The sequence below is a fragment of the Thioalkalivibrio sp. ALgr1 genome (assembly GCF_000378285.1).
GTDB lineage: Bacteria > Pseudomonadota > Gammaproteobacteria > Ectothiorhodospirales > Ectothiorhodospiraceae > Thioalkalivibrio.
Genome location: NZ_KB905135.1, coordinates 131244 through 148057, shown reverse-complemented (window position 1 = coordinate 148057; position 16814 = coordinate 131244). Strand labels below are relative to the sequence as shown.

The window sequence follows — 16814 nt, the reverse complement described above, 5'->3', positions numbered from 1 at the left end:
CTCAGGCTCCTTCCGGTACCGCGTAGGGCAGGTCGACGACCTCCGCCCGCGGGCCATCCGGTGCCCCCCAGTGCAGCTCGCCTTCGGCCGCCGCCACCTGCACCACCGCCAGGGCCGAGTAGAGGCCGTCCGGGTGCAGTTCCGCGGCCACGATCTCGCCGTCCGACTGCTCCGGGTTGCCTCCGGCGCGAAATACCGGTGAGCCCGGCTGCGGCAGCTCCGAGGCGGGGATTGCCAGGCGGAACATGCGCCGCTTCAGCTTGCCGAGGTAGTGCATCCGGGCCACCACCTCCTGTCCCGGGTAGCAGCCCTTCTCGAAGTTGATCGCCCCCAGCGCGTGCAGGTTCAGCATCTGCGGCACGAACATCTCGCTGGTCGCCTCGACCACGGTCGGCATCCCGGCGAGGATGTCGAGAAGTGCCCACTCGCGCGGCCCCACCGGGCCCGAGCGCACGTTCAGCTTGTCCCAGGCGGTGCGCATCGGTTCGAGCTCGCCGAACAGCTCGTAACGCGGGTGCACCCCGGGCACGCGCACGATGGTCACGCCGTCTTTCTCGACCACGTCGTCCACGTTCGCGGGGCGGGCGCCCAGTGCGTTGTTCAGTTCGGTTTCGGCGTCGGGGCCGGAAAACCCGAAGTGGATGCGCGAGTCGTCGGCGCGCTCGATCACCACATGGGCCCGCAGCACGAACATCCGCAACCGCTTGGCGATGGTCTCGATGCGGTCAGCCGGCATCTCCAGGAGGTAGCTGTCCGCGGTGCGCAGCACGCGAAACACCGCGTAGGCGCGCCCTTTGGGGCTGGAGTAGCTGGAAATCTGGCTGTGGCTGGCATCGACCTGGGTGATGTCGTTGCCGAACTGGCCCTGCAGGAACTCGGTCGCGTCCTCGCCGCGGACCTCCAGCAGGCCCCGGTGGGACAGGTCGCAGATCACCTCGCCATTGATGGCCATGCGGCGTTCGCGTTCGGGGTTTCCGTAGTGCAGGAGGTCGTCGTCCTCGAACTCGGCCCCGGCGTCGATCAGGTGATTCTTCCAGTCTTCGCGCATCGAAAACTCTCCCGTGGCAGCGCGTCGTGTGTCCGTTCGGCTGGTGGCCTTGGGGACCCACGGCGGCGGATTGAGGTGGTAAGCTCAACACAGGTCGGGCGACCGGCTGAACCAAGCGGGTCGATAGTAGACGAACCTCTTGCAGGGTGTCAGCCCGACATTTTTCATCATCCGGTTTTGGGGGTGGCATGAGTTCTCCGGCACGGCCCGTTTTCCTGGATCTGCGCAAGATCCGCCTACCGCTGAATGCCGTAGTTTCCATCCTGCACCGTATTACCGGGATTCTCCTGATTCTCGCCATCCCCGTGCTGTTGTGGCTGCTGGATCGCTCGCTGGCGAGCCCGGAGGGCTTTGCGCAGGTGGCCGCGATCATCCGGCACCCGGTCGGGCTGGCGCTGCTGCTGATCGGCCTGTGGTGGCTGCTGCATCACCTGTTCGCGGGGATTCGTTATCTGCTGATGGAGTTCGGCATCGGGGAGGACCGGGCCGGCTCGCTGCGCACCGCGCGTGATGCCCTGTACGCCGCAATCTTCGCCACGCTCGCCGTCTGGCTGGGGCTGATCCTGTGAGGCTGCTGTCGGGGCAGGGCGCCTGGCTGCTGCAGCGGATCACCGCGGTCTACGTGGGGCTGTTCGTGATCGCAGCCCTGGGCTATTTCCTGATCGCCCCGCCGGCCGATCACGCGGCCTGGGTGGCGGTGATCGCGCACCCGGTGGTGGCGCTGGGCAGTGCACTGTTTGTCGTGCTCCTGCTGCTGCATGCGTGGATCGGGCTGCGCGATGTCGTGCTCGACTACGTGAAGCCGCTGGCGCTGCGCCTGACCGTGCTGACCCTCGGCGCGGGCGCGCTCATCCTTCTGGGCCTGTGGGCCCTCTACCTCCTGATTCGAACGGGGCTTGCATGAATCTGACCCGGCGCAAATTCGACGCGCTCATCATCGGCGCCGGTGGCGCGGGCCTGCGCGCCGCGCTGCAGCTGTCCAACGGCGATGCCAAGGTCGCGGTGGTCTCCAAGGTGTTTCCCACGCGTTCGCACACCGTCGCCGCGCAGGGCGGGGTAAACGCCGCGCTGGCCAACGTGCTGCCGGACTCCTGGCACTGGCACATGTTCGACACCGTGAAGGGCTCGGACTACCTGGGCGACCAGGATGCGATCGAGTACATGTGCCGCGCGGCGCCCAAGGTGGTCTACGAGCTGGACCACTTCGGCGTGCCGTTCTCGCGTCTGGACAACGGCAACATCTACCAGCGCGCCTTCGGCGGGCAGAGCCAGAACTTCGGTCAGGACCAGGCGGCGCGCACCTGTGCGGCGGCCGACCGTACCGGGCACGCGATCCTGCACTCGCTGTACCAGCAGAACCTGCGCGCGCGCACGCACTTTTTTGACGAGTACTTCGCGGTGGACCTGCTGCGCGACGAGCAGGGCTTCGTGCTCGGTGTGCTGGCCTTCGAGATCCTGACCGGCGAGCCGATCGTGATCGAGGCCAAGACCACGCTGATCGCCACCGGCGGGGCGGGGCAGCTGTTCCGCACGACCACCAACGCCCTGATCAACACCGGCGACGGCATGGCGATGGCGCTGCGCGCCGGGGTGCCGCTGGAGGACATGGAGTTCGTGCAGTTCCATCCGACCGGGATCGCCGGGCGCGGGATGCTGATTACCGAGGGCGCGCGCGGCGAGGGCGGGTTCCTGATCAACTCCGAGGGTGAGCGCTTCATGGAGCGCTATGCCCCGCGGGCGAAGGACCTGGCCTCGCGCGACGTGGTCAGCCGTTCCATCGCCACCGAGGTGCGCGAGGGCCGGGGCTGCGGGCGCAATGCCGACCATGTGCTGCTGGATCTGCGCCACCTGGGCTCGGACACGATCATGCAGCGTCTGCCGGGCATCCGCGAGACCAGCATGACCTTCCTCGGGGTGGACCCGATCGAGGCCCCGATCCCGGTGTTCCCCACCTGCCACTACAGCATGGGCGGGATCCCGACCAACCGCTTCGGCCAGGTGGTGGCGCCGGTTAAGGACACCCCGGAGGACCCGGTTCCGGGGCTGTACGCGGCCGGCGAGGCCGCCTGTGTCTCGGTGCACGGGGCCAACCGCCTGGGCGGCAACTCGCTGCTGGATATCCTCGTATTCGGGCGTGCGGCGGCCAATCACATCCTCGAGTACCTGGGCGAGAACCGCTATCACCGGCCGCTGGACGAGACGGCGGTGGAGCAGGCGATGGCGCGGCTCACGCGCTGGGACCGCAAGGACCCGGGCGACGGCTCCGCCGAGCAGGTCGAACCGCTCAAGCGCGAACTGCGCAAGGTGATGGAGGACCACTGCTCGGTGTTCCGCAGCGACGAGGTGATGCGCGAGGGGGTGGAGAAGGTCCGCGCGCTGCGCGAGCGCTTGAACCACGCGGTGATCGCGGACCACTCGGCCACCTTCAACACCGCGCGGGTGGAGGCGATGGAGCTGGAGAACCTGATGGACTGCGCGATCGCGACCATCCGCTCCGCGCTGGGACGCGAGGAGAGCCGCGGGGCGCATTCGCGCATTGACTTCCCCGAGCGCGACGACCAGCACTGGCTCAAGCACAGCCTGTACTCGCTGGCCGACGACAGCCTCGACTACAAGCCGGTGCGCACCCAGCCGAACACCGTGGCCTCGTTCCCGCCGAAGGAGCGGGTGTATTGACGGCCGGTGCTGCTTGAAGGGAAGCCTCGCAGGATGCGATGAGCTTAGCGAATCGCATCAACAGGCGCCTGATCGGACCACGTTCGGTGCATTTCGCAGGGATTGACACATCCCGCGCACCACGGACCGTATGAGATCAGGAGGCGGCGATTTCAGGGGACTGGATCGCAATAGACAACCTGTAGCAACGCTGACAGGAGAGACGATTGGAATTCTCGATCTACCGCTTCAACCCGGAGACGGACACGCTGCCGAAGATGCAGCGCTTCACCCTGCCCGACGACCAGATCGAGCCGGGGATGATGTTGCTGGATGCCCTGCTGTTGCTGAAGGAGCAGGATGACTCGCTGGGCTTTCGCCGCTCCTGCCAGCACGGGGTCTGCGGCTCCGACGGCATGAACATTAACGGCATGAACGGCCTGGCCTGCATCACGCCACTGGCGGATCTGGAGGGGCCGGTCACGCTGCGTCCGTTCCCGGGGATGCCGGTGATCCGCGACCTGATCGTGGACATGGGCAACTTCTGGGAGCAGTACCGAAGAGCCGAGCCCTGGCTGGTCAACGACAGCCCGGAGCCCGAAGTCGAGCGCAAGCAGAGCCCGGAGGATCGTGACCAGCTGGACGGCCTGTACGAGTGCATCCTGTGCGGCTGCTGTTCCGCCGCCTGCCCGTCGTACTGGTGGAACCCGGACAAGTTCCTCGGCCCGGCCGCACTGCTGCAGGCCGCGCGCTTCATCCAGGACAGCCGCGACGAGGCCACCGATCACCGCCTGGCTGAGCTGGACGATGCCTGGAAGCTCTACCGCTGCCACACCATCATGAACTGCACGCAGGTCTGCCCGAAGGGCCTGAACCCGAGCCGGGCGATCGGCGATATCCGCCGCACCATGCTCAAGAAGTCGCTGTGATGGAACCCGACAGCCGCACCCGCTGGCGTTGCCGCCGCGGCATGCTGGAGAACGACTGGCTGCTCGGGCAGTTTCTTGCGCAGGGATATGCGCAACTGGACCAGGAGGGTCGCGATGCCTTCGAGCGCCTGCTCGACTACCCCGACAATGTGCTACTGGATGTGGTCATGGGTCGCCAGACCACGGTGGATGACGGGATAGCGCGGCTTGTCCCGGCGATCCGCGCCGCCGCTGCGGCTGAGACTGCACCCTGACCCCGTCCTGCCGCGGCTCGCGCAGGCCGGGCAAATCCTGCTGGTCCTCGCCGTCTCCGGTTTTGTGCTGGTCTACAGCCCGTTGTGGATGCTGCTGCCCGTCTGGGGCCTGGCGGCCGTCGGCTGGTGGTGGCAGCGTCGCGATGCGGCACCGGACTGGGCCTGGCTGGGGCAGACGCCGGAGGGGGATACCTGGGTCGCGACCCGCGAGGGCCTTCGCCAGGAACAGGTAACCTGGGTGGAGTTGTTGCCCGACAGCCGGGTCCTGGCCGGGATGGTCCTGCTGGTGCTGCGCGAACGGGACGGGGGGCGCCTGTGGCGGCTCTGGCTGCATGCCGCGCGCTTGGATCCTGATGACCTGCGCCGGCTGCGGGTCCGCCTGCGCTGGCCGCCAGTCGCAACACCGGAATCCGGTTGGCGCGTGCGGCTTCGGGCCGGGTGGGCATGGGGCGTTGCTATACTGGCGCGAATGCGATCATGCGGAGGACCGACCATGGCGGGACCCGACAAGGCACAGGTGATGGTGGACGTCTCCCACCTGCTGAACGACGACCCGGATCATGTGTACAGTGAGGACGAACTGGACGCGATCGAGGAGCTTGATCCGGAACTGGCCCTGCGCCTGGACCGGGCACAGACCTTCGCCGAGCGCGAGGCGTCCGATGTCCCGGCGGACGGGCCGATCGACGAAGATGCGGTGCGCGCGGCGATCGAGGAGGCACGGCGCATCCTGATGCAGGACGGCGGCGATATCGAGTTCGTGGAGCTCGACGGGCGCACCGTACGGGTGCGCTTGAAGGGGGCCTGTGTAGGCTGCCCGCGTTCGACGCTGGATCTGAAGAACGTGGTCGAGCGCCTGGTGCGCTCGCGCGCGCCGGGGGTTGCCAGCGTCGCGAATACCTTTTGACTCGACGGGCGTTCGCTCGTCGAGCGCCGGCAGGGAGTGCATGATGCAGCGGGCGTTCCGGATCCAGACTGAACTGCGGGAGATCCCGCGCCTGGCCGAGCAGGTGGAGGCCTTCTGCGAGGAGGCCGGCGTCTCGATGTCCTCGGTCTACCCGATTAATCTGGTGCTGGACGAGTGGCTGACCAATCTAATCACCTACGCCTTCGATGATGGCGCGGAGCACACCATCGAGGTGGAGCTGCGCAAGGCGGATGACGGGCTGACGATTACGGTCACCGACGACGGCCAGGCCTTCAATCCGCTGACCGATGCCCCCGAGGCCCAGCTCGACGGTGATATCGAGTCGCGTCAGGTCGGCGGGCTGGGGATTCATTTCATGAAGACGCTGATGGACGAGATCGACTACCGATCCGCCGATGGCGTCAATCGTCTGACCCTGCGCAAGCAACCGGTCTGATTCCGGTCGCGTCCGCGCGGTGTAGCGCGTGTGGGCGGGGCCGCTATTCAACGCAAACGAAAAGGCAAGGCGCACCGATGCAAGTCAACGAAGAGACGATCGACGGCGTGCTGGTCGTCAGTCCGACCGGCCGTCTGGACAGCAATACCTCGCCCGAATTCGAAGCCCATCTGTTCCAGCGGATGGAAGATCACCCGTCGCTGGTCATCCGCTTTGGCGACGTCGACTACATCTCCAGCGCGGGCCTTCGCGTGATGCTGATGACCGCGAAGAAGGTCAAGCAGAACGGTGGGAGACTGGTGCTGTGCGAGATCGGGGATCCGATTCGCGAGGTGTTCGAGATCAGCGGGTTCCTGACCATCCTCGAGGTGTGTGACGATCCCCTGGGGGCCGTGGAACAGGTCAACGCCTGATGGGAAAACCCGGCCCGCTCGCGGGCCGGGTGGCAGATCGGATCATTAATCCGCCGGGGGCATGTACTCGTGCCGGATGTGATCGGGCTGCGCGGGCAGCTGGATCCCGGCCTCTTCGAGGGCTTCGGTCAGTTCCTCGCATTCGTCCAGTTCATCGGCGCGCTTTTTCAGCGTGGCCAGGGCATCGGAGGCCTCCGCCTCCGGCATCGTGATCAGCAGTTCGCCGTTCTCGGCCTTTTCCAGGTGCATAACGTCCTCCTTGCGGGTTCCGTGTGTATACGAGCGGGCTCGCGTCAGTCCTCGATCGATGGCTGCTTGGGCGCGTGCTCGTCGAAGGCATGTGGCGGCTGGCGGAATTCGTTCCCCAGCTCGTAGACGCCCTGCTGCAGTACGGAGCCGAGCGCGCGCGCCCCGTTGCTGATCTCGCCCTCAAGCTCGGTGATGTTCTCCGCGATGCTCTCGGCGGTCTTCTTGTCGATCTTCAGGGTTAGGGTCCCGTCCTTCAGTGTGGCCTCCATGTCGTGCTCCTTGTCGTCTGGCTTCGTGGGTCGCGTCCGCATTGCCCGCAGGGGCTGGAGCGCGTCTGAATCGCATTCCGTTGATCTGGGTCAATACCTTCCCGCGCCGGTGCCCGAATAATGGCCCCGCAGCCTCCGGGAACTCTCCGGGCGGCCTCTAATCACAAGCTTGTGCCGATTCACGCCAGGAGAATTGCAATGACCAGAACGCTTACAAAGATGACATCACGCGCCGGTGCCCGGTTCCTGCCGATTTTCGCGATGCTGTTCGCGGGTTTGCTGCTCGCCGGTGCCGCCCAGGCCGGCAGCCATGGCGGCGAGCAGCCGGACATGGTCAAGGTCACGCCCAGCCCGATGTCCTTCCCGGACACGGTCGAGGCCTTCGAGGCCCAGGTGAAAGACGCCGGCTGGAGCGTGCTGAACAAGAACTACATGTCCGGTGTGCTCTCGCAGCGTGGTTTCACACTGGATCCGGTAGTCATCATCGACGTCTGCAGCGGGGAGTACAGCGCCCGCATTCTCGAGGAAGACGCGTTTCGGCCGGTCTCGGCCTTCATGCCCTGCCGCGTCAGCATCTACCAGGACAGCCAGGGGGATGTCTTTATCTCGCGGATGAACGTCCCGGCCTTCCTGCCGATGATGCCGGACGAGATTGCGGAAGTGATGGAACTCTCCAGCAACGAGATCGAGGCCATCATCGAGCAGACTGTAGCGGAATAATCCGCCTCCAACTCGACCCGCGGACCCGGAATTCGGGGGCGCGGTTGATGAAGCAGCGAATGGGGCACGTCCGGGACGTGCCCCATTCGCTTTTGTGGGCATAATGCGCGAGCGGCATATCGCTTACCGATTATGTCGCCTGTCCGGAGTGCGGCATGGATCGACCATTGGGAGCGGCATGCGAGTGAGCAGGGTGGGGCCGGACGAAAGCTGGCGCAGGTCACGCGGTACGGCGTGGACGGGCGGTTGCGCGTGAATGAACGCGTACACAGCCCCCTGCGCCCTGCAGCCTGGATTGCCGGTACCTACACGGTGCTGGGTCTGCTGTGGATTGCATTGTCTGATGCGGTGGTGGCCTGGTGGTCGGGTGGGCAGGTCGGCGATGCGCTGACAGTAGCGAACCTCGGGAAGGGCTTCGGGTTCGTGATCGTCTCGGGTATGGCCCTTTTGCTGGCCATCCGCTGGGTCCTGGCGCGCCCTCCGGAGGGGGGGGCAGTCACCAGCCCGCTGCGCCCCGGGGGTTTCGGCTACGGGCCCTGGCTATTGCTCGTGCTGGTCGTGATTGTCTCGATCATCGGGGCCACCCTGGTGACCTACCATGTGCAGTACGCCTCGGCCCAGCGGCAGGCGCAAGAGGAACTGCACCGCTCTGCCTTCCTGAAAGCCGGGCTGCTGGATCGCTGGCTGGCCGAGCGCGAAGGCGATGCGATGGTACTCGCCGAGGCGCGGGACTTCTCCGTCTTTGCACGAACCGCGGTCGAGATGCAGTCGGCGCTGGCGTTGGAACAGGTCCGTCACCGCCTGGAACTGATGCACGAGCGCTACGACTATGACGCCATCACGCTGATTGACCGCGACTGGCGCCCGATTGTCGAGGTGGGGCACAACTCGCTGGACCATGCCGCGGTGGACAAGGCGGTGACGGAGGCCCTGGTCAGCGGCGAGGTGAGCACCCCCCATCTGCATGCGAATGCCCGGGGCGAGGCCCGTATCAGCTGGGCGGTCCCCGTCGAGGACCGCGTGGACCCGGAGGGCGAGGCGGTTGCCGTAGTCGTGTTGTCCTCCGGTATCGAGACGCTGCGGGCGCTCCTGACCGTGGGCGAGGAAGCGGGCACCGTGGACCCGCATGTAGTGGCTCGGGAGGACGCACGCTGGGCTACGATCGCGCGGATCGAGGCAGGGGGCGGACGAATTATCGATCCGCCCGAGGCCTTTGCGCGCTTGCGCAGCGAGCTGCTCGATCAGGAACGAGACGGTGTGCGCGTGGCGTTGTTCGATGACGCCGATGGTGGTTTTCTGGCGGGCGTACAGCCACTGTCGGCGCCGGGATGGGACCTGATCCTCAAGCGAGATGTCGCACCCCTGGCGATCGTTCCGCGCCAGCAGGCGATCTGGATGGGGGCGGCCACACTCTTTGTATGGTTGGTCGTGCTGGCAGGGGGCGGTCTGCTTTGGCGTCAGCAATGGCTGCGCCATCACTTGCAGCTGATGCATTCGCATGCCGAGCAGGACCGTCTGCTGCGGTTGTACTTCGACATGCCGTTTCTGGGCATGGCGATCTCGTATCCGGGCGGCAGGGGCTGGGAGCGGGTCAACCCGTTCCTGGCACAGATGCTGGGCTACTCGCCAGAGGAACTGGTGCGGACCGACTGGGATCGGCTGGCGGTGCCCGAGGATCGCGGCTGTGAAGCGCCGCTGGACGCGGCCATGCAGGCCGGCGAGCGGGATAGTTACAGCATCCAGAAGCGACTGCTGCGCCGGGATGGGCGCGTTCTGGTCACCGACATCGATGTGAAGTGCACGCGTACCGCCGACGGCGCCGTGGATCGCGTGGTCGCAACCATCGAGGATATCACCGAGCGGCGCGAGGAGGAGGAGCGCCGACGGCTGGCCTCGGTGGTATTCGAGAACACCCGCGAGGGCGTGGTGATTACCGACGCCACCGCCCATATCCTGTCGGTCAATGGCGCATTCACCGAGTTGATGGGGTATACCCAGGACGAGGTAGTGGGGCGCACGCCCAAGATGTTCCAGTCGGGTCGCCACGACCAGGCTTTCTACGCCAACATGCGGCGTCAGATCGAGACCGAAGGGCACTGGCAGGGCGAGATCTGGAACCGGCGCAAGACCGGCGAGATCTTCCCCGAGCTGCAAAGCATCACGGCAGTGCGCGATGACCAGGGTCGCCTGACACACTATGTCTCCGTGTTCGCGGATATCTCCCGCCTCAAGGCCTCGGAGGCCGAGCTCGACTTTCTCGCGCACCACGACCCCCTGACGGAACTGCCCAACCGCCGGTTGCTACGTGCTCGACTGGCACAGGCGATCGGGCTGATGCGGCGGCGTAATGGTCTGCTGGCGGTACTGATTATCGACGTTGACCGTTTTAAGGACATCAACGACTCAAGAGGGCATGCCGCGGGTGATCGCCTGCTGAAGATTGTCGCCGATCGTCTCCAGGCGGGGCGGCGGGGGACCGACACGGTCGCCCGCCTGGCCAGCGACGAGTTTGCCGTGCTGGCGGACAACCTGGCCCATGTGGATGATGCGGCACTGGTCGCTGAAGACATCCTTCGCGAAGTGGGGCGTCCGGCGGATATCGGTGATGGTGTCGAGATCGAGATCGCGGCGACGATTGGTATCGCGGTGTTCCCGGACCACGGGGCGGATGCCGAGACCCTGTTGCAGCAGGCCGGTACGGCGCTGTCGCGTGCCAAGGAAGACGGGCGCGGCGGCTATCGCTACTACTCGGATGCCTTTACTGAAGCGGCCCGCGAGCGCATCGACCTGAATGCGCGGCTGCGGCGCGCGATCGAGCAGGACAGCCTTGAGGTTCACTACCAGCCGCAGTATCGCGTCAGTGATGGTGTGCTGATCGGGGCCGAGGCCCTGCTGCGCTGGACCGATCCCGAACTGGGGCCCGTATCGCCCGGACGCTTCATTCCGGTGGCGGAGCAGACTGGCCTGATCGTGGAGCTGGGCGACTGGGTGCTGCGGCGCGTGCTGGCGCAGGGGCAGGCCTGGCGCGATGCCGGCTATCCGGCTGTACGCCTGGCGGTGAATGTCTCCGCACTCCAGTTTCAGCGGGTGGCGATCGACCAGCAGGTGGCCGATCTGCTGGAGGGGCATGGTTATCCGGCCAAGTATCTGGAGCTGGAGATTACGGAATCGGCACTGATGTTCGACCCCGAACGCGCCCGGCGTATCCTCCAGCGGCTGCGCGAGCGGGGCGTGAGCTTCGCGGTGGACGATTTCGGGACTGGGTATTCGTCCATGGCCCAGCTCAAGCGCTTCCCGGTCGATACGCTGAAGGTCGACAAGAGCTTCGTGGATGGCCTGGCGGCGGGTGCGCACGATGCTGATGACCGCTCGATTGCGCGGGCGATCGTGGCGCTGGGACACGGACTGGGCCTGAGCGTGCTGGCAGAGGGGGTGGAGACGCGCGAGCAGCTCGGCGCGCTGCGCGAGCTGGGCTGCGATCACTACCAGGGCTATCTGGCCAGCCGCCCGCTACCCGCCGAGCGCTTTGCCACGTTGCTGGCCGAAGGGTTGGTGGCGGAAGAGTATTAGTCCGGGCGGGCTGGGTCGGTCAGGAATTCGCTGAAGTCGTCCAGCTCCTCGCGAATGGCCGCTGTCGCGCGGGCTTCCATCTCCCGGTAGCGCGCCAGTACCCGCTCGCCGAACTCCGTTACTTGTGCGCCGCCACCACCTGAGCCTCCCTTGGCCGTCTCGACCATGGGCTCACGGAAGCTCTGGTTCATCGTCTCGACCAGATCCCAGGCACGCCGGTACGACATGCCGACACTGCGTGCCGCGGCCGAGATGGAGCCCTTCTCGCGGATGGCCTCCAGCAGCATGGCCTTGCCCGGACCCATGGCCGTGACTTCGCCGAGCAGCACGCGCAGGCGCGGGGTTTGCGAGTGATCGGAGTGGTGTGTCGTCATGCCTTGGGTGCCCCGGGTGGAACGGATATGGTGCCCGGAATGGGGATCGCCGCCAAGGCACAAACGGTAGGAGGCCAGCCCTCTGGCCGATTGGCCCTTTCCGGCGCCCAATCGGCCAGAGGGCTGGCCTCCTACAGGAAGATCAAAGCAGGGCCGGGGCGGTGGGCCCCGGCCCTGACTCAGGCCTTGCCCTGGAGCTGCGGGATCACGGCCTCGTTTTCGAGGGTGGAGGTATCCGAGGTGATCTCTTCGCCCTTGGCGATGGAGCGCAGCAGGCGGCGCATGATCTTGCCGGAGCGGGTCTTCGGCAGGCCGTCGGCAAAGCGGATGTCGTCCGGCTTGGCGATCGGCCCGATCTGGTCGGCCACCCAGTCGCGCAGTTCCTTGACCAGCTTTTCCGCGCTGTCGCCCGTGGGACGGTCGCCGTGCATGATCACGAAGGCCACGATGGACTCGCCCTTCACGTCGTGCGGACGTCCGACCACGGCGGCCTCGGCCACGGCCTTGTGCGCGACCAGTGCGGATTCGACCTCCATGGTTCCGAGGCGATGTCCGGAGACGTTCAGCACGTCGTCGATGCGGCCCATGATCCAGAAGTTGCCTTCGGAATCGCGGCGGGCGGAGTCGCCGGCCAGGTAGTACTTGCCGCCAAATTTGGGCCAGTAGGTGTCCTTGTAGCGCTGGTCGTCGCCCCAAACGGTGCGCAGCATCGAGGGCCACGGCTTCTTGATCACGAGGTAGCCACCCTGGTCGGCCGGCAGGCTGTTGCCATTCTCGTCGACGACATCGGCGTCGACGCCGGGCAGGGCCTGGGTGCAGGATCCGGGCACCAGGGTGGTAGCGCCGGGGGTCGGCGCGATCATGTTGGCGCCGGTCTCGGTCTGCCACCAGGTGTCGACCACCGGGCAGCGTTCGCCGCCGATCACCCGGTAGTACCACATCCAGGCCTCCGGGTTGATCGGCTCGCCGACCGTCCCCAGCAGACGCAGCTTCGACAGGTCGTACTGGGCAGGGAAATCGTCGCCGGCCTTCATTAGCGCGCGGATCGCGGTCGGCGCGGTATAGAAAACCGTCACGCCGTGGTCCTGGCACATCTTCCACCAGCGCCCGGCGTCGGGGACGGTCGGCACGCCCTCGTAGACAACCTGCGTCGCGCCGACCGCCAGCGGGCCGTAGGCGACGTAGGTATGGCCGGTGATCCAGCCGACATCGGCGGTGCACCAGTAGACGTCGTCGCCCTGCAGGTCGAACACCCACTGGTTGGTGATGATCGCGCCCAGCAGGTAGCCGGCACTGGAGTGCTGGATGCCCTTCGGCTTGCCGGTGGAGCCGGAGGTATAGAGCAGGAACAGGGGGTGCTCGGACTCGACCCACTCCGGCTCGCAGTCCACCGACTCGCCGTCCACGGCGTCGTCCCACCAGACGTCGCGCTCGTCCTGCATGGTCACGTCGTTGCCGGCCCGCTTGCAGACGATGACCTTCTCGACGTCGGCCGGATTGGAGTCCAGCGCCTTGTCGACGTTGGCCTTGAGTGCCACGGTCTTGCCACCGCGCACGCCACCATCCGCCGTGATGACCAGCTTTGCGCCGGAGTCGACGATGCGGTCACGCAGGGCATCGGCGGAGAAGCCCCCGAAGACCACCGAGTGGATCGCGCCGATGCGGGCGCAGGCCTGCATGGCGATCACGGCCTCGGCGTTCATCGGCATGTAGATGATCACCCGGTCGCCCTTTTCCACATCCATGGTCTTGAGCGCGTTGGCGAGCTTCCCGACCTCGTTGTAGAGGTCGCGGTAGGTCAGGTTGCGGGTCTCGCCGTTCTCCGCCTCGAAGATGATTGCGGTCTTGTCGCCGCGGACCTCCAGATGGCGGTCGATGCAGTTGTAGGACACGTTCATGCGCCCGTCGGCGAACCAGCGGTAGTGGGGGGCGTTCGAGCTGTCCAGGCCTTCGGTGAACTCGGTCTGCCAGTCGATCTTCTCGCGCGCGAGGTCGCACCAGAAGCCCTCGTAGTCGGCATCGGCCTTCTTGTACAGGGCCTCGAGATCCTCGGGCTTCAGACGGGCGTTCTTCGTGAACTCCGCCGGCGGCGCGAAGTGACGGGTCTCGTGCAGCGTGGACTCGATGGTGTCGCTCATCAGGGCCTCCGTGATTCAGTTCGGGAATCGTGATCAATTCGTGGCATTTTGGGGGCTGAGGATAGCATGCCGACCGTCGGGATCCGTGCTTTCAGAACCAGCCGGGACGGAACAGTACGCGCGCCAGCGGGACCTGCGCGTCCGGGGAAAGCTGGCTGACCAGGGCGGCGAACAGCTCGCCCGCGGCCAGCGCGTCGAACAGTGCATCGTGCGCACGGTACTGCGGCAGATTGTAGCGTGTGCGCAGGGTGTGCAGGCGCATGCCATCTGCCGGGATGGGGCGTCCTGCACGGCGCAGCTGGCGCTCGGCCAGGCGCAGGGTGTCTACCACCGGGAGCGGGGGGCGCACGCCGTACAGGCGATGGCACGCCTCCTCCAGAAAGCCGAGCTCCAGTGCGGCGTGATGGGCGACCAGGACGCGCCCCTGAAGCGCCTCGAACAGGGCATCGAGGGCGCTGTCCACGGTGGTCCCGCCGGCCGCCTCGCGGTCGGTGATGCGGTGGATGACCGCGCTTTGTTCCGGCACCGGGCAATCCGCGCGTACGAGCCGCTGATCGGCGGTCGACAGGTCGATCCGTACACCGTCCATCGCCACCCAGCCGATGCTCAGGATCGCATCGTGCTCCGGGTCGAGCCCTGTGGTTTCGAGATCCACCGCGAGAAAGCGACAGCCCGCCACCACGTGCCGGGCGGAGGGCAGGGGTGACTCCAGGCAGGCCCGCAGGGCCCCTGCCGGGGCGTGTCGCGCTGCTCGCTGGCGGTCCCGGCAAAAACGCCAGTGCCCGATGGGGCGCATCCATGGGGTGTCCTCCGGCCGTGGGCAGGGCATCAGGAGGCCTCAAGCCGGGGAGGAATTCGACACACAGGGCTAGTCACCCGTGTACCCGCTCGGCCTGAGCCAGGGCGGCCTTCTGCGCATGGGCCACCAGACGAAATGCGTTTTTCAGGTGGCTGCGCTCCAGCCCGGACAGCTCGTTCGGGGGCAGGGCGTTGTCGGGGGCGGACCCGCGCCGGATCTGCTCGGCCTGCAGGCGCGCGCGCAGCGTGGCGATGAACTGCCAGGCGTCGATCAGGTCGGCGCCTGTGCCCTCCGACAAAACACCCGCGTGGCGAGCGGCCCGCAGTCGCTCGACCGTGCCACGGGCGTCCGACCCGGCGCGCAGGGCAAACACCCGGGCCAGAGCGACGATCGGCATCAGGCCGCGCATCTTCAGGTCCAGGGTGTCGGCGTGTTCGCCCCCGCGCTCGAGTACGAACTGGCGAAAGAATCCGAGCGGCGGGCGCAGCTCCCGTGCCTGGTCGGCGAGCGTGCTCAATACCGCTTCGCTGCGATAGCCCTGTTCCAGGACCGCGTGGCGCATGGGCTCGAACAGGCGGGTCGGGCCATGGATCACGCGCAGATCGAGGTAATGGGTGGCGAGCATCGCATCGCGCGGTGAGGGGTGGCTCAACACCCGTCGAATCTCGCGCTCCCAGTCGCTGGTCGAACGGCGCCAGTGGGGCTGGCTTGGGTCGACATCGCCCGGACAACGGCGGATGCCGCAGGCTGCCAGGCCTTCGCCGACCTCGTTGGCCAGGCGCTGGAACCAGGCGTCGGCATCGGGGGGTGCCGCATCGTCGCAAACCAGCGCCGTGTCCTGATCGGTATGCACCGTCTGTTCGTGCCGCCCCTGACTGCCGCTGGCCAGCCAGGCGTAGGCGGTTGGCGCGGGGCCGAGCTTCTCTTCCGCCTGTTCGATCAGGCACTGCGTGAGGGTGTCGATCACCGTGGTGATGGTCTGGCCGATCTGGGTCGCATCGGCCCCGGCCTCGACCAGTTGCACCTGAAGGCTGGGCAGGGCGCGCATCACGTCACGCAGGCCGTCGAGGCCGTCGGCGCGGCGCAGATCGCGTACCAGGTAGACCGCGCTGGTGCCCTGATGTCGGATCAGGTCGGTGCTGGAGAGGATCCCGACCAGCGGGCCGTTCTCGCCATCGGTGACCGGCAGGTGGTGGATGTCCCGCCGCGCCATGCGCAGGAGAGCATCGAAGGCCGGGGTGTCGCGGCTGACCGAGGCGACCGGCCGGGCCATGCATTCGGCCACGCGGCATCCGGGGTCGGTGCCGGCGGCCAGGGCATGGCGCAGGTCGGTGTCGGTCAGGATGCCCACGGGGATGTCTTCCATTCCGGGCTCGTGCAGCAGCAGGGCGGAGATGTCCGCCTCGGTCATGCGCTGGGCCGCCTCGCGCAGGGTGAGGCTGGTGGGCGACATGATGGGTCGTGGCGTCATCAGGGCACGCACGGGGGTGGTCAGCAGGCTGCGCTCGCCCGCCGGCGAGGTCGCGGCTGGCGCCCGCAGGCGGTCGGTGCCGAGATCGACAAACTCGCGGAAGGCCTCGTCCCGGCCGGCGAGATCGCGGGCACGACCGGCCTCGAGCTGGTAGATCAGGGCATCCTCGGTGATGCGGCCGTGCAGGTGGTCGGTGTGGGCGGTGTTGAGCAGGTCGCCCTCGCCCAGACGGTCCTGGAGCTGGTCCTGGGCGTCGTACAGTTCGGCGGCCCCGGTGCGCACGATCCACAACTCGCCGGGGGGCGCATCTTCGGGCGGGAACGGGCTGTCTTCGCGCAGGTAGCGCAGCGTCAGGCGCCGAACGAGGCTGGTACGGGTTTCGGACGGCAGTCGTGCGAGCTCCGGGCAGCGTTCGAGGAACTCGCGAATCTCTTCCAGTTCACCGTTCATGTGCGTACCAGGCAACCTTCGTTCGCGGCGTGGGTGGTGGGGTCAGAGCAATTCTCCAGTGCCTCTGCCGGGTACTGGAGAATTGTCCCGAAGGAAAAAAGGCCGACCCGG

The 16814-nt window shown here is 66.8% G+C and carries 17 protein-coding genes; 10 read left to right on the top strand and 7 right to left on the bottom strand.

All coding sequences use genetic code 11. The features are described from left to right. Position 1: 1 nt before the first annotated feature. Positions 2-1048 carry a folate-binding protein YgfZ gene (locus F466_RS0110125; RefSeq protein WP_018649306.1) on the bottom strand — a complete coding sequence of 349 codons (1047 nt, stop codon included), beginning with the start codon at positions 1046-1048 and terminating at the stop codon, positions 2-4. Between the two features lie 188 nt (positions 1049-1236). Between F466_RS0110125 and sdhC the strand changes: the two genes are divergently transcribed. The 8 genes from sdhC to F466_RS0110085 all read left to right on the top strand — a co-directional run bounded on the left by sdhC (position 1237) and on the right by F466_RS0110085 (position 6663). After that, a complete protein-coding gene (gene sdhC, locus F466_RS0110120; RefSeq protein ID WP_018138464.1) occupies positions 1237-1617 on the top strand; it encodes a succinate dehydrogenase, cytochrome b556 subunit in 381 nt (126 codons plus the stop codon). Next, complete coding sequence (sdhD, locus tag F466_RS0110115) at positions 1614-1952, top strand: succinate dehydrogenase, hydrophobic membrane anchor protein (protein WP_018138465.1); 339 nt, start codon at positions 1614-1616, stop codon at positions 1950-1952. Before sdhC ends, sdhD begins: the two co-directional genes overlap by 4 nt. Continuing rightward, the gene (gene sdhA / locus F466_RS0110110) at positions 1949-3724 is read left to right on the top strand and encodes a succinate dehydrogenase flavoprotein subunit (RefSeq protein WP_018994058.1); all 1776 of its coding nucleotides are present in this window, start codon (positions 1949-1951) and stop codon (positions 3722-3724) included. The genes sdhD and sdhA overlap by 4 nt, the downstream gene beginning before the upstream one ends. 206 nt (positions 3725-3930) lie before the next feature. Then, on the top strand, positions 3931-4632 hold the full coding sequence (locus F466_RS0110105) for a succinate dehydrogenase iron-sulfur subunit (RefSeq protein WP_018138467.1): 702 nt from the start codon (positions 3931-3933) through the stop codon (positions 4630-4632). Continuing rightward, positions 4632-4886: a succinate dehydrogenase assembly factor 2 gene (locus tag F466_RS0110100; protein ID WP_018175480.1), complete on the top strand. Its 255-nt coding sequence runs from the start codon at positions 4632-4634 to the stop codon at positions 4884-4886. The genes F466_RS0110105 and F466_RS0110100 overlap by 1 nt, the downstream gene beginning before the upstream one ends. Then, positions 4840-5793 (top strand): NifU family protein, encoded by a 954-nt coding sequence (locus tag F466_RS0110095; protein ID WP_018862921.1) that lies wholly within the window; start codon positions 4840-4842, stop codon positions 5791-5793. Before F466_RS0110100 ends, F466_RS0110095 begins: the two co-directional genes overlap by 47 nt. Before the next feature lie 43 nt (positions 5794-5836). Continuing rightward, positions 5837-6250 carry an ATP-binding protein gene (locus F466_RS0110090; RefSeq protein ID WP_018138470.1) on the top strand — a complete coding sequence of 138 codons (414 nt, stop codon included), beginning with the start codon at positions 5837-5839 and terminating at the stop codon, positions 6248-6250. Positions 6251-6327: 77 nt separating this feature from the next. Next, a complete protein-coding gene (locus tag F466_RS0110085; RefSeq protein WP_018138471.1) occupies positions 6328-6663 on the top strand; it encodes an STAS domain-containing protein in 336 nt (111 codons plus the stop codon). 45 nt (positions 6664-6708) lie between these two features. On the opposite strand, the gene F466_RS0110080 is transcribed toward F466_RS0110085, so the two are convergent. Both F466_RS0110080 and F466_RS0110075 read right to left on the bottom strand, forming a co-directional pair. Then, a complete protein-coding gene (locus tag F466_RS0110080) occupies positions 6709-6912 on the bottom strand; it encodes a hypothetical protein (protein WP_018138472.1) in 204 nt (67 codons plus the stop codon). 44 nt (positions 6913-6956) lie between these two features. Then, positions 6957-7181 (bottom strand): hypothetical protein, encoded by a 225-nt coding sequence (locus F466_RS0110075; protein WP_018138473.1) that lies wholly within the window; start codon positions 7179-7181, stop codon positions 6957-6959. Positions 7182-7400: 219 nt separating this feature from the next. Between F466_RS0110075 and F466_RS0110070 the strand changes: the two genes are divergently transcribed. Both F466_RS0110070 and F466_RS0110065 read left to right on the top strand, forming a co-directional pair. Beyond that, positions 7401-7901 carry a DUF302 domain-containing protein gene (locus F466_RS0110070; RefSeq protein WP_018138474.1) on the top strand — a complete coding sequence of 167 codons (501 nt, stop codon included), beginning with the start codon at positions 7401-7403 and terminating at the stop codon, positions 7899-7901. 234 nt (positions 7902-8135) lie between these two features. Continuing rightward, positions 8136-11471 (top strand): GGDEF domain-containing phosphodiesterase, encoded by a 3336-nt coding sequence (locus F466_RS0110065; RefSeq protein ID WP_018138475.1) that lies wholly within the window; start codon positions 8136-8138, stop codon positions 11469-11471. Here F466_RS0110065 and F466_RS0110060 read toward each other — a convergent pair. The 4 genes from F466_RS0110060 to F466_RS0110045 form a co-directional block, all read right to left on the bottom strand. Beyond that, entirely contained in the window at positions 11468-11845 is a 378-nt protein-coding gene (locus tag F466_RS0110060; protein WP_018138476.1) for a winged helix-turn-helix domain-containing protein, read from the bottom strand. The genes F466_RS0110065 and F466_RS0110060 overlap by 4 nt on opposite strands. A gap of 179 nt (positions 11846-12024) precedes the next feature. Then, complete coding sequence (acs, locus tag F466_RS0110055; protein WP_018994057.1) at positions 12025-13983, bottom strand: acetate--CoA ligase; 1959 nt, start codon at positions 13981-13983, stop codon at positions 12025-12027. A gap of 91 nt (positions 13984-14074) precedes the next feature. Continuing rightward, the gene (locus tag F466_RS0110050) at positions 14075-14665 is read right to left on the bottom strand and encodes an exonuclease domain-containing protein (RefSeq protein ID WP_018994056.1); all 591 of its coding nucleotides are present in this window, start codon (positions 14663-14665) and stop codon (positions 14075-14077) included. Between the two features lie 190 nt (positions 14666-14855). Then, entirely contained in the window at positions 14856-16703 is a 1848-nt protein-coding gene (locus F466_RS0110045; protein WP_018138479.1) for a putative nucleotidyltransferase substrate binding domain-containing protein, read from the bottom strand. Positions 16704-16814 lie beyond the last annotated feature (111 nt).

What these genes read in the sequence shown, in the direction of transcription:
- F466_RS0110125 (WP_018649306.1), bottom strand. Translation starts at nt 1,048, where the DNA reads ATGCGCGAAGACTGGAAGAATCACCTGATCGACGCCGGGGCCGAGTTC.
- sdhC (WP_018138464.1), top strand. Translation starts at nt 1,237, where the DNA reads ATGAGTTCTCCGGCACGGCCCGTTTTCCTGGATCTGCGCAAGATCCGC.
- sdhA (WP_018994058.1), top strand. Translation starts at nt 1,949, where the DNA reads ATGAATCTGACCCGGCGCAAATTCGACGCGCTCATCATCGGCGCCGGT.
- F466_RS0110100 (WP_018175480.1), top strand. Translation starts at nt 4,632, where the DNA reads ATGGAACCCGACAGCCGCACCCGCTGGCGTTGCCGCCGCGGCATGCTG.
- F466_RS0110090 (WP_018138470.1), top strand. Translation starts at nt 5,837, where the DNA reads ATGCAGCGGGCGTTCCGGATCCAGACTGAACTGCGGGAGATCCCGCGC.
- F466_RS0110085 (WP_018138471.1), top strand. Translation starts at nt 6,328, where the DNA reads ATGCAAGTCAACGAAGAGACGATCGACGGCGTGCTGGTCGTCAGTCCG.
- F466_RS0110080 (WP_018138472.1), bottom strand. Translation starts at nt 6,912, where the DNA reads ATGCACCTGGAAAAGGCCGAGAACGGCGAACTGCTGATCACGATGCCG.
- F466_RS0110075 (WP_018138473.1), bottom strand. Translation starts at nt 7,181, where the DNA reads ATGGAGGCCACACTGAAGGACGGGACCCTAACCCTGAAGATCGACAAG.
- F466_RS0110070 (WP_018138474.1), top strand. Translation starts at nt 7,401, where the DNA reads ATGACATCACGCGCCGGTGCCCGGTTCCTGCCGATTTTCGCGATGCTG.
- F466_RS0110060 (WP_018138476.1), bottom strand. Translation starts at nt 11,845, where the DNA reads ATGACGACACACCACTCCGATCACTCGCAAACCCCGCGCCTGCGCGTG.
- acs (WP_018994057.1), bottom strand. Translation starts at nt 13,983, where the DNA reads ATGAGCGACACCATCGAGTCCACGCTGCACGAGACCCGTCACTTCGCG.
- F466_RS0110045 (WP_018138479.1), bottom strand. Translation starts at nt 16,703, where the DNA reads ATGAACGGTGAACTGGAAGAGATTCGCGAGTTCCTCGAACGCTGCCCG.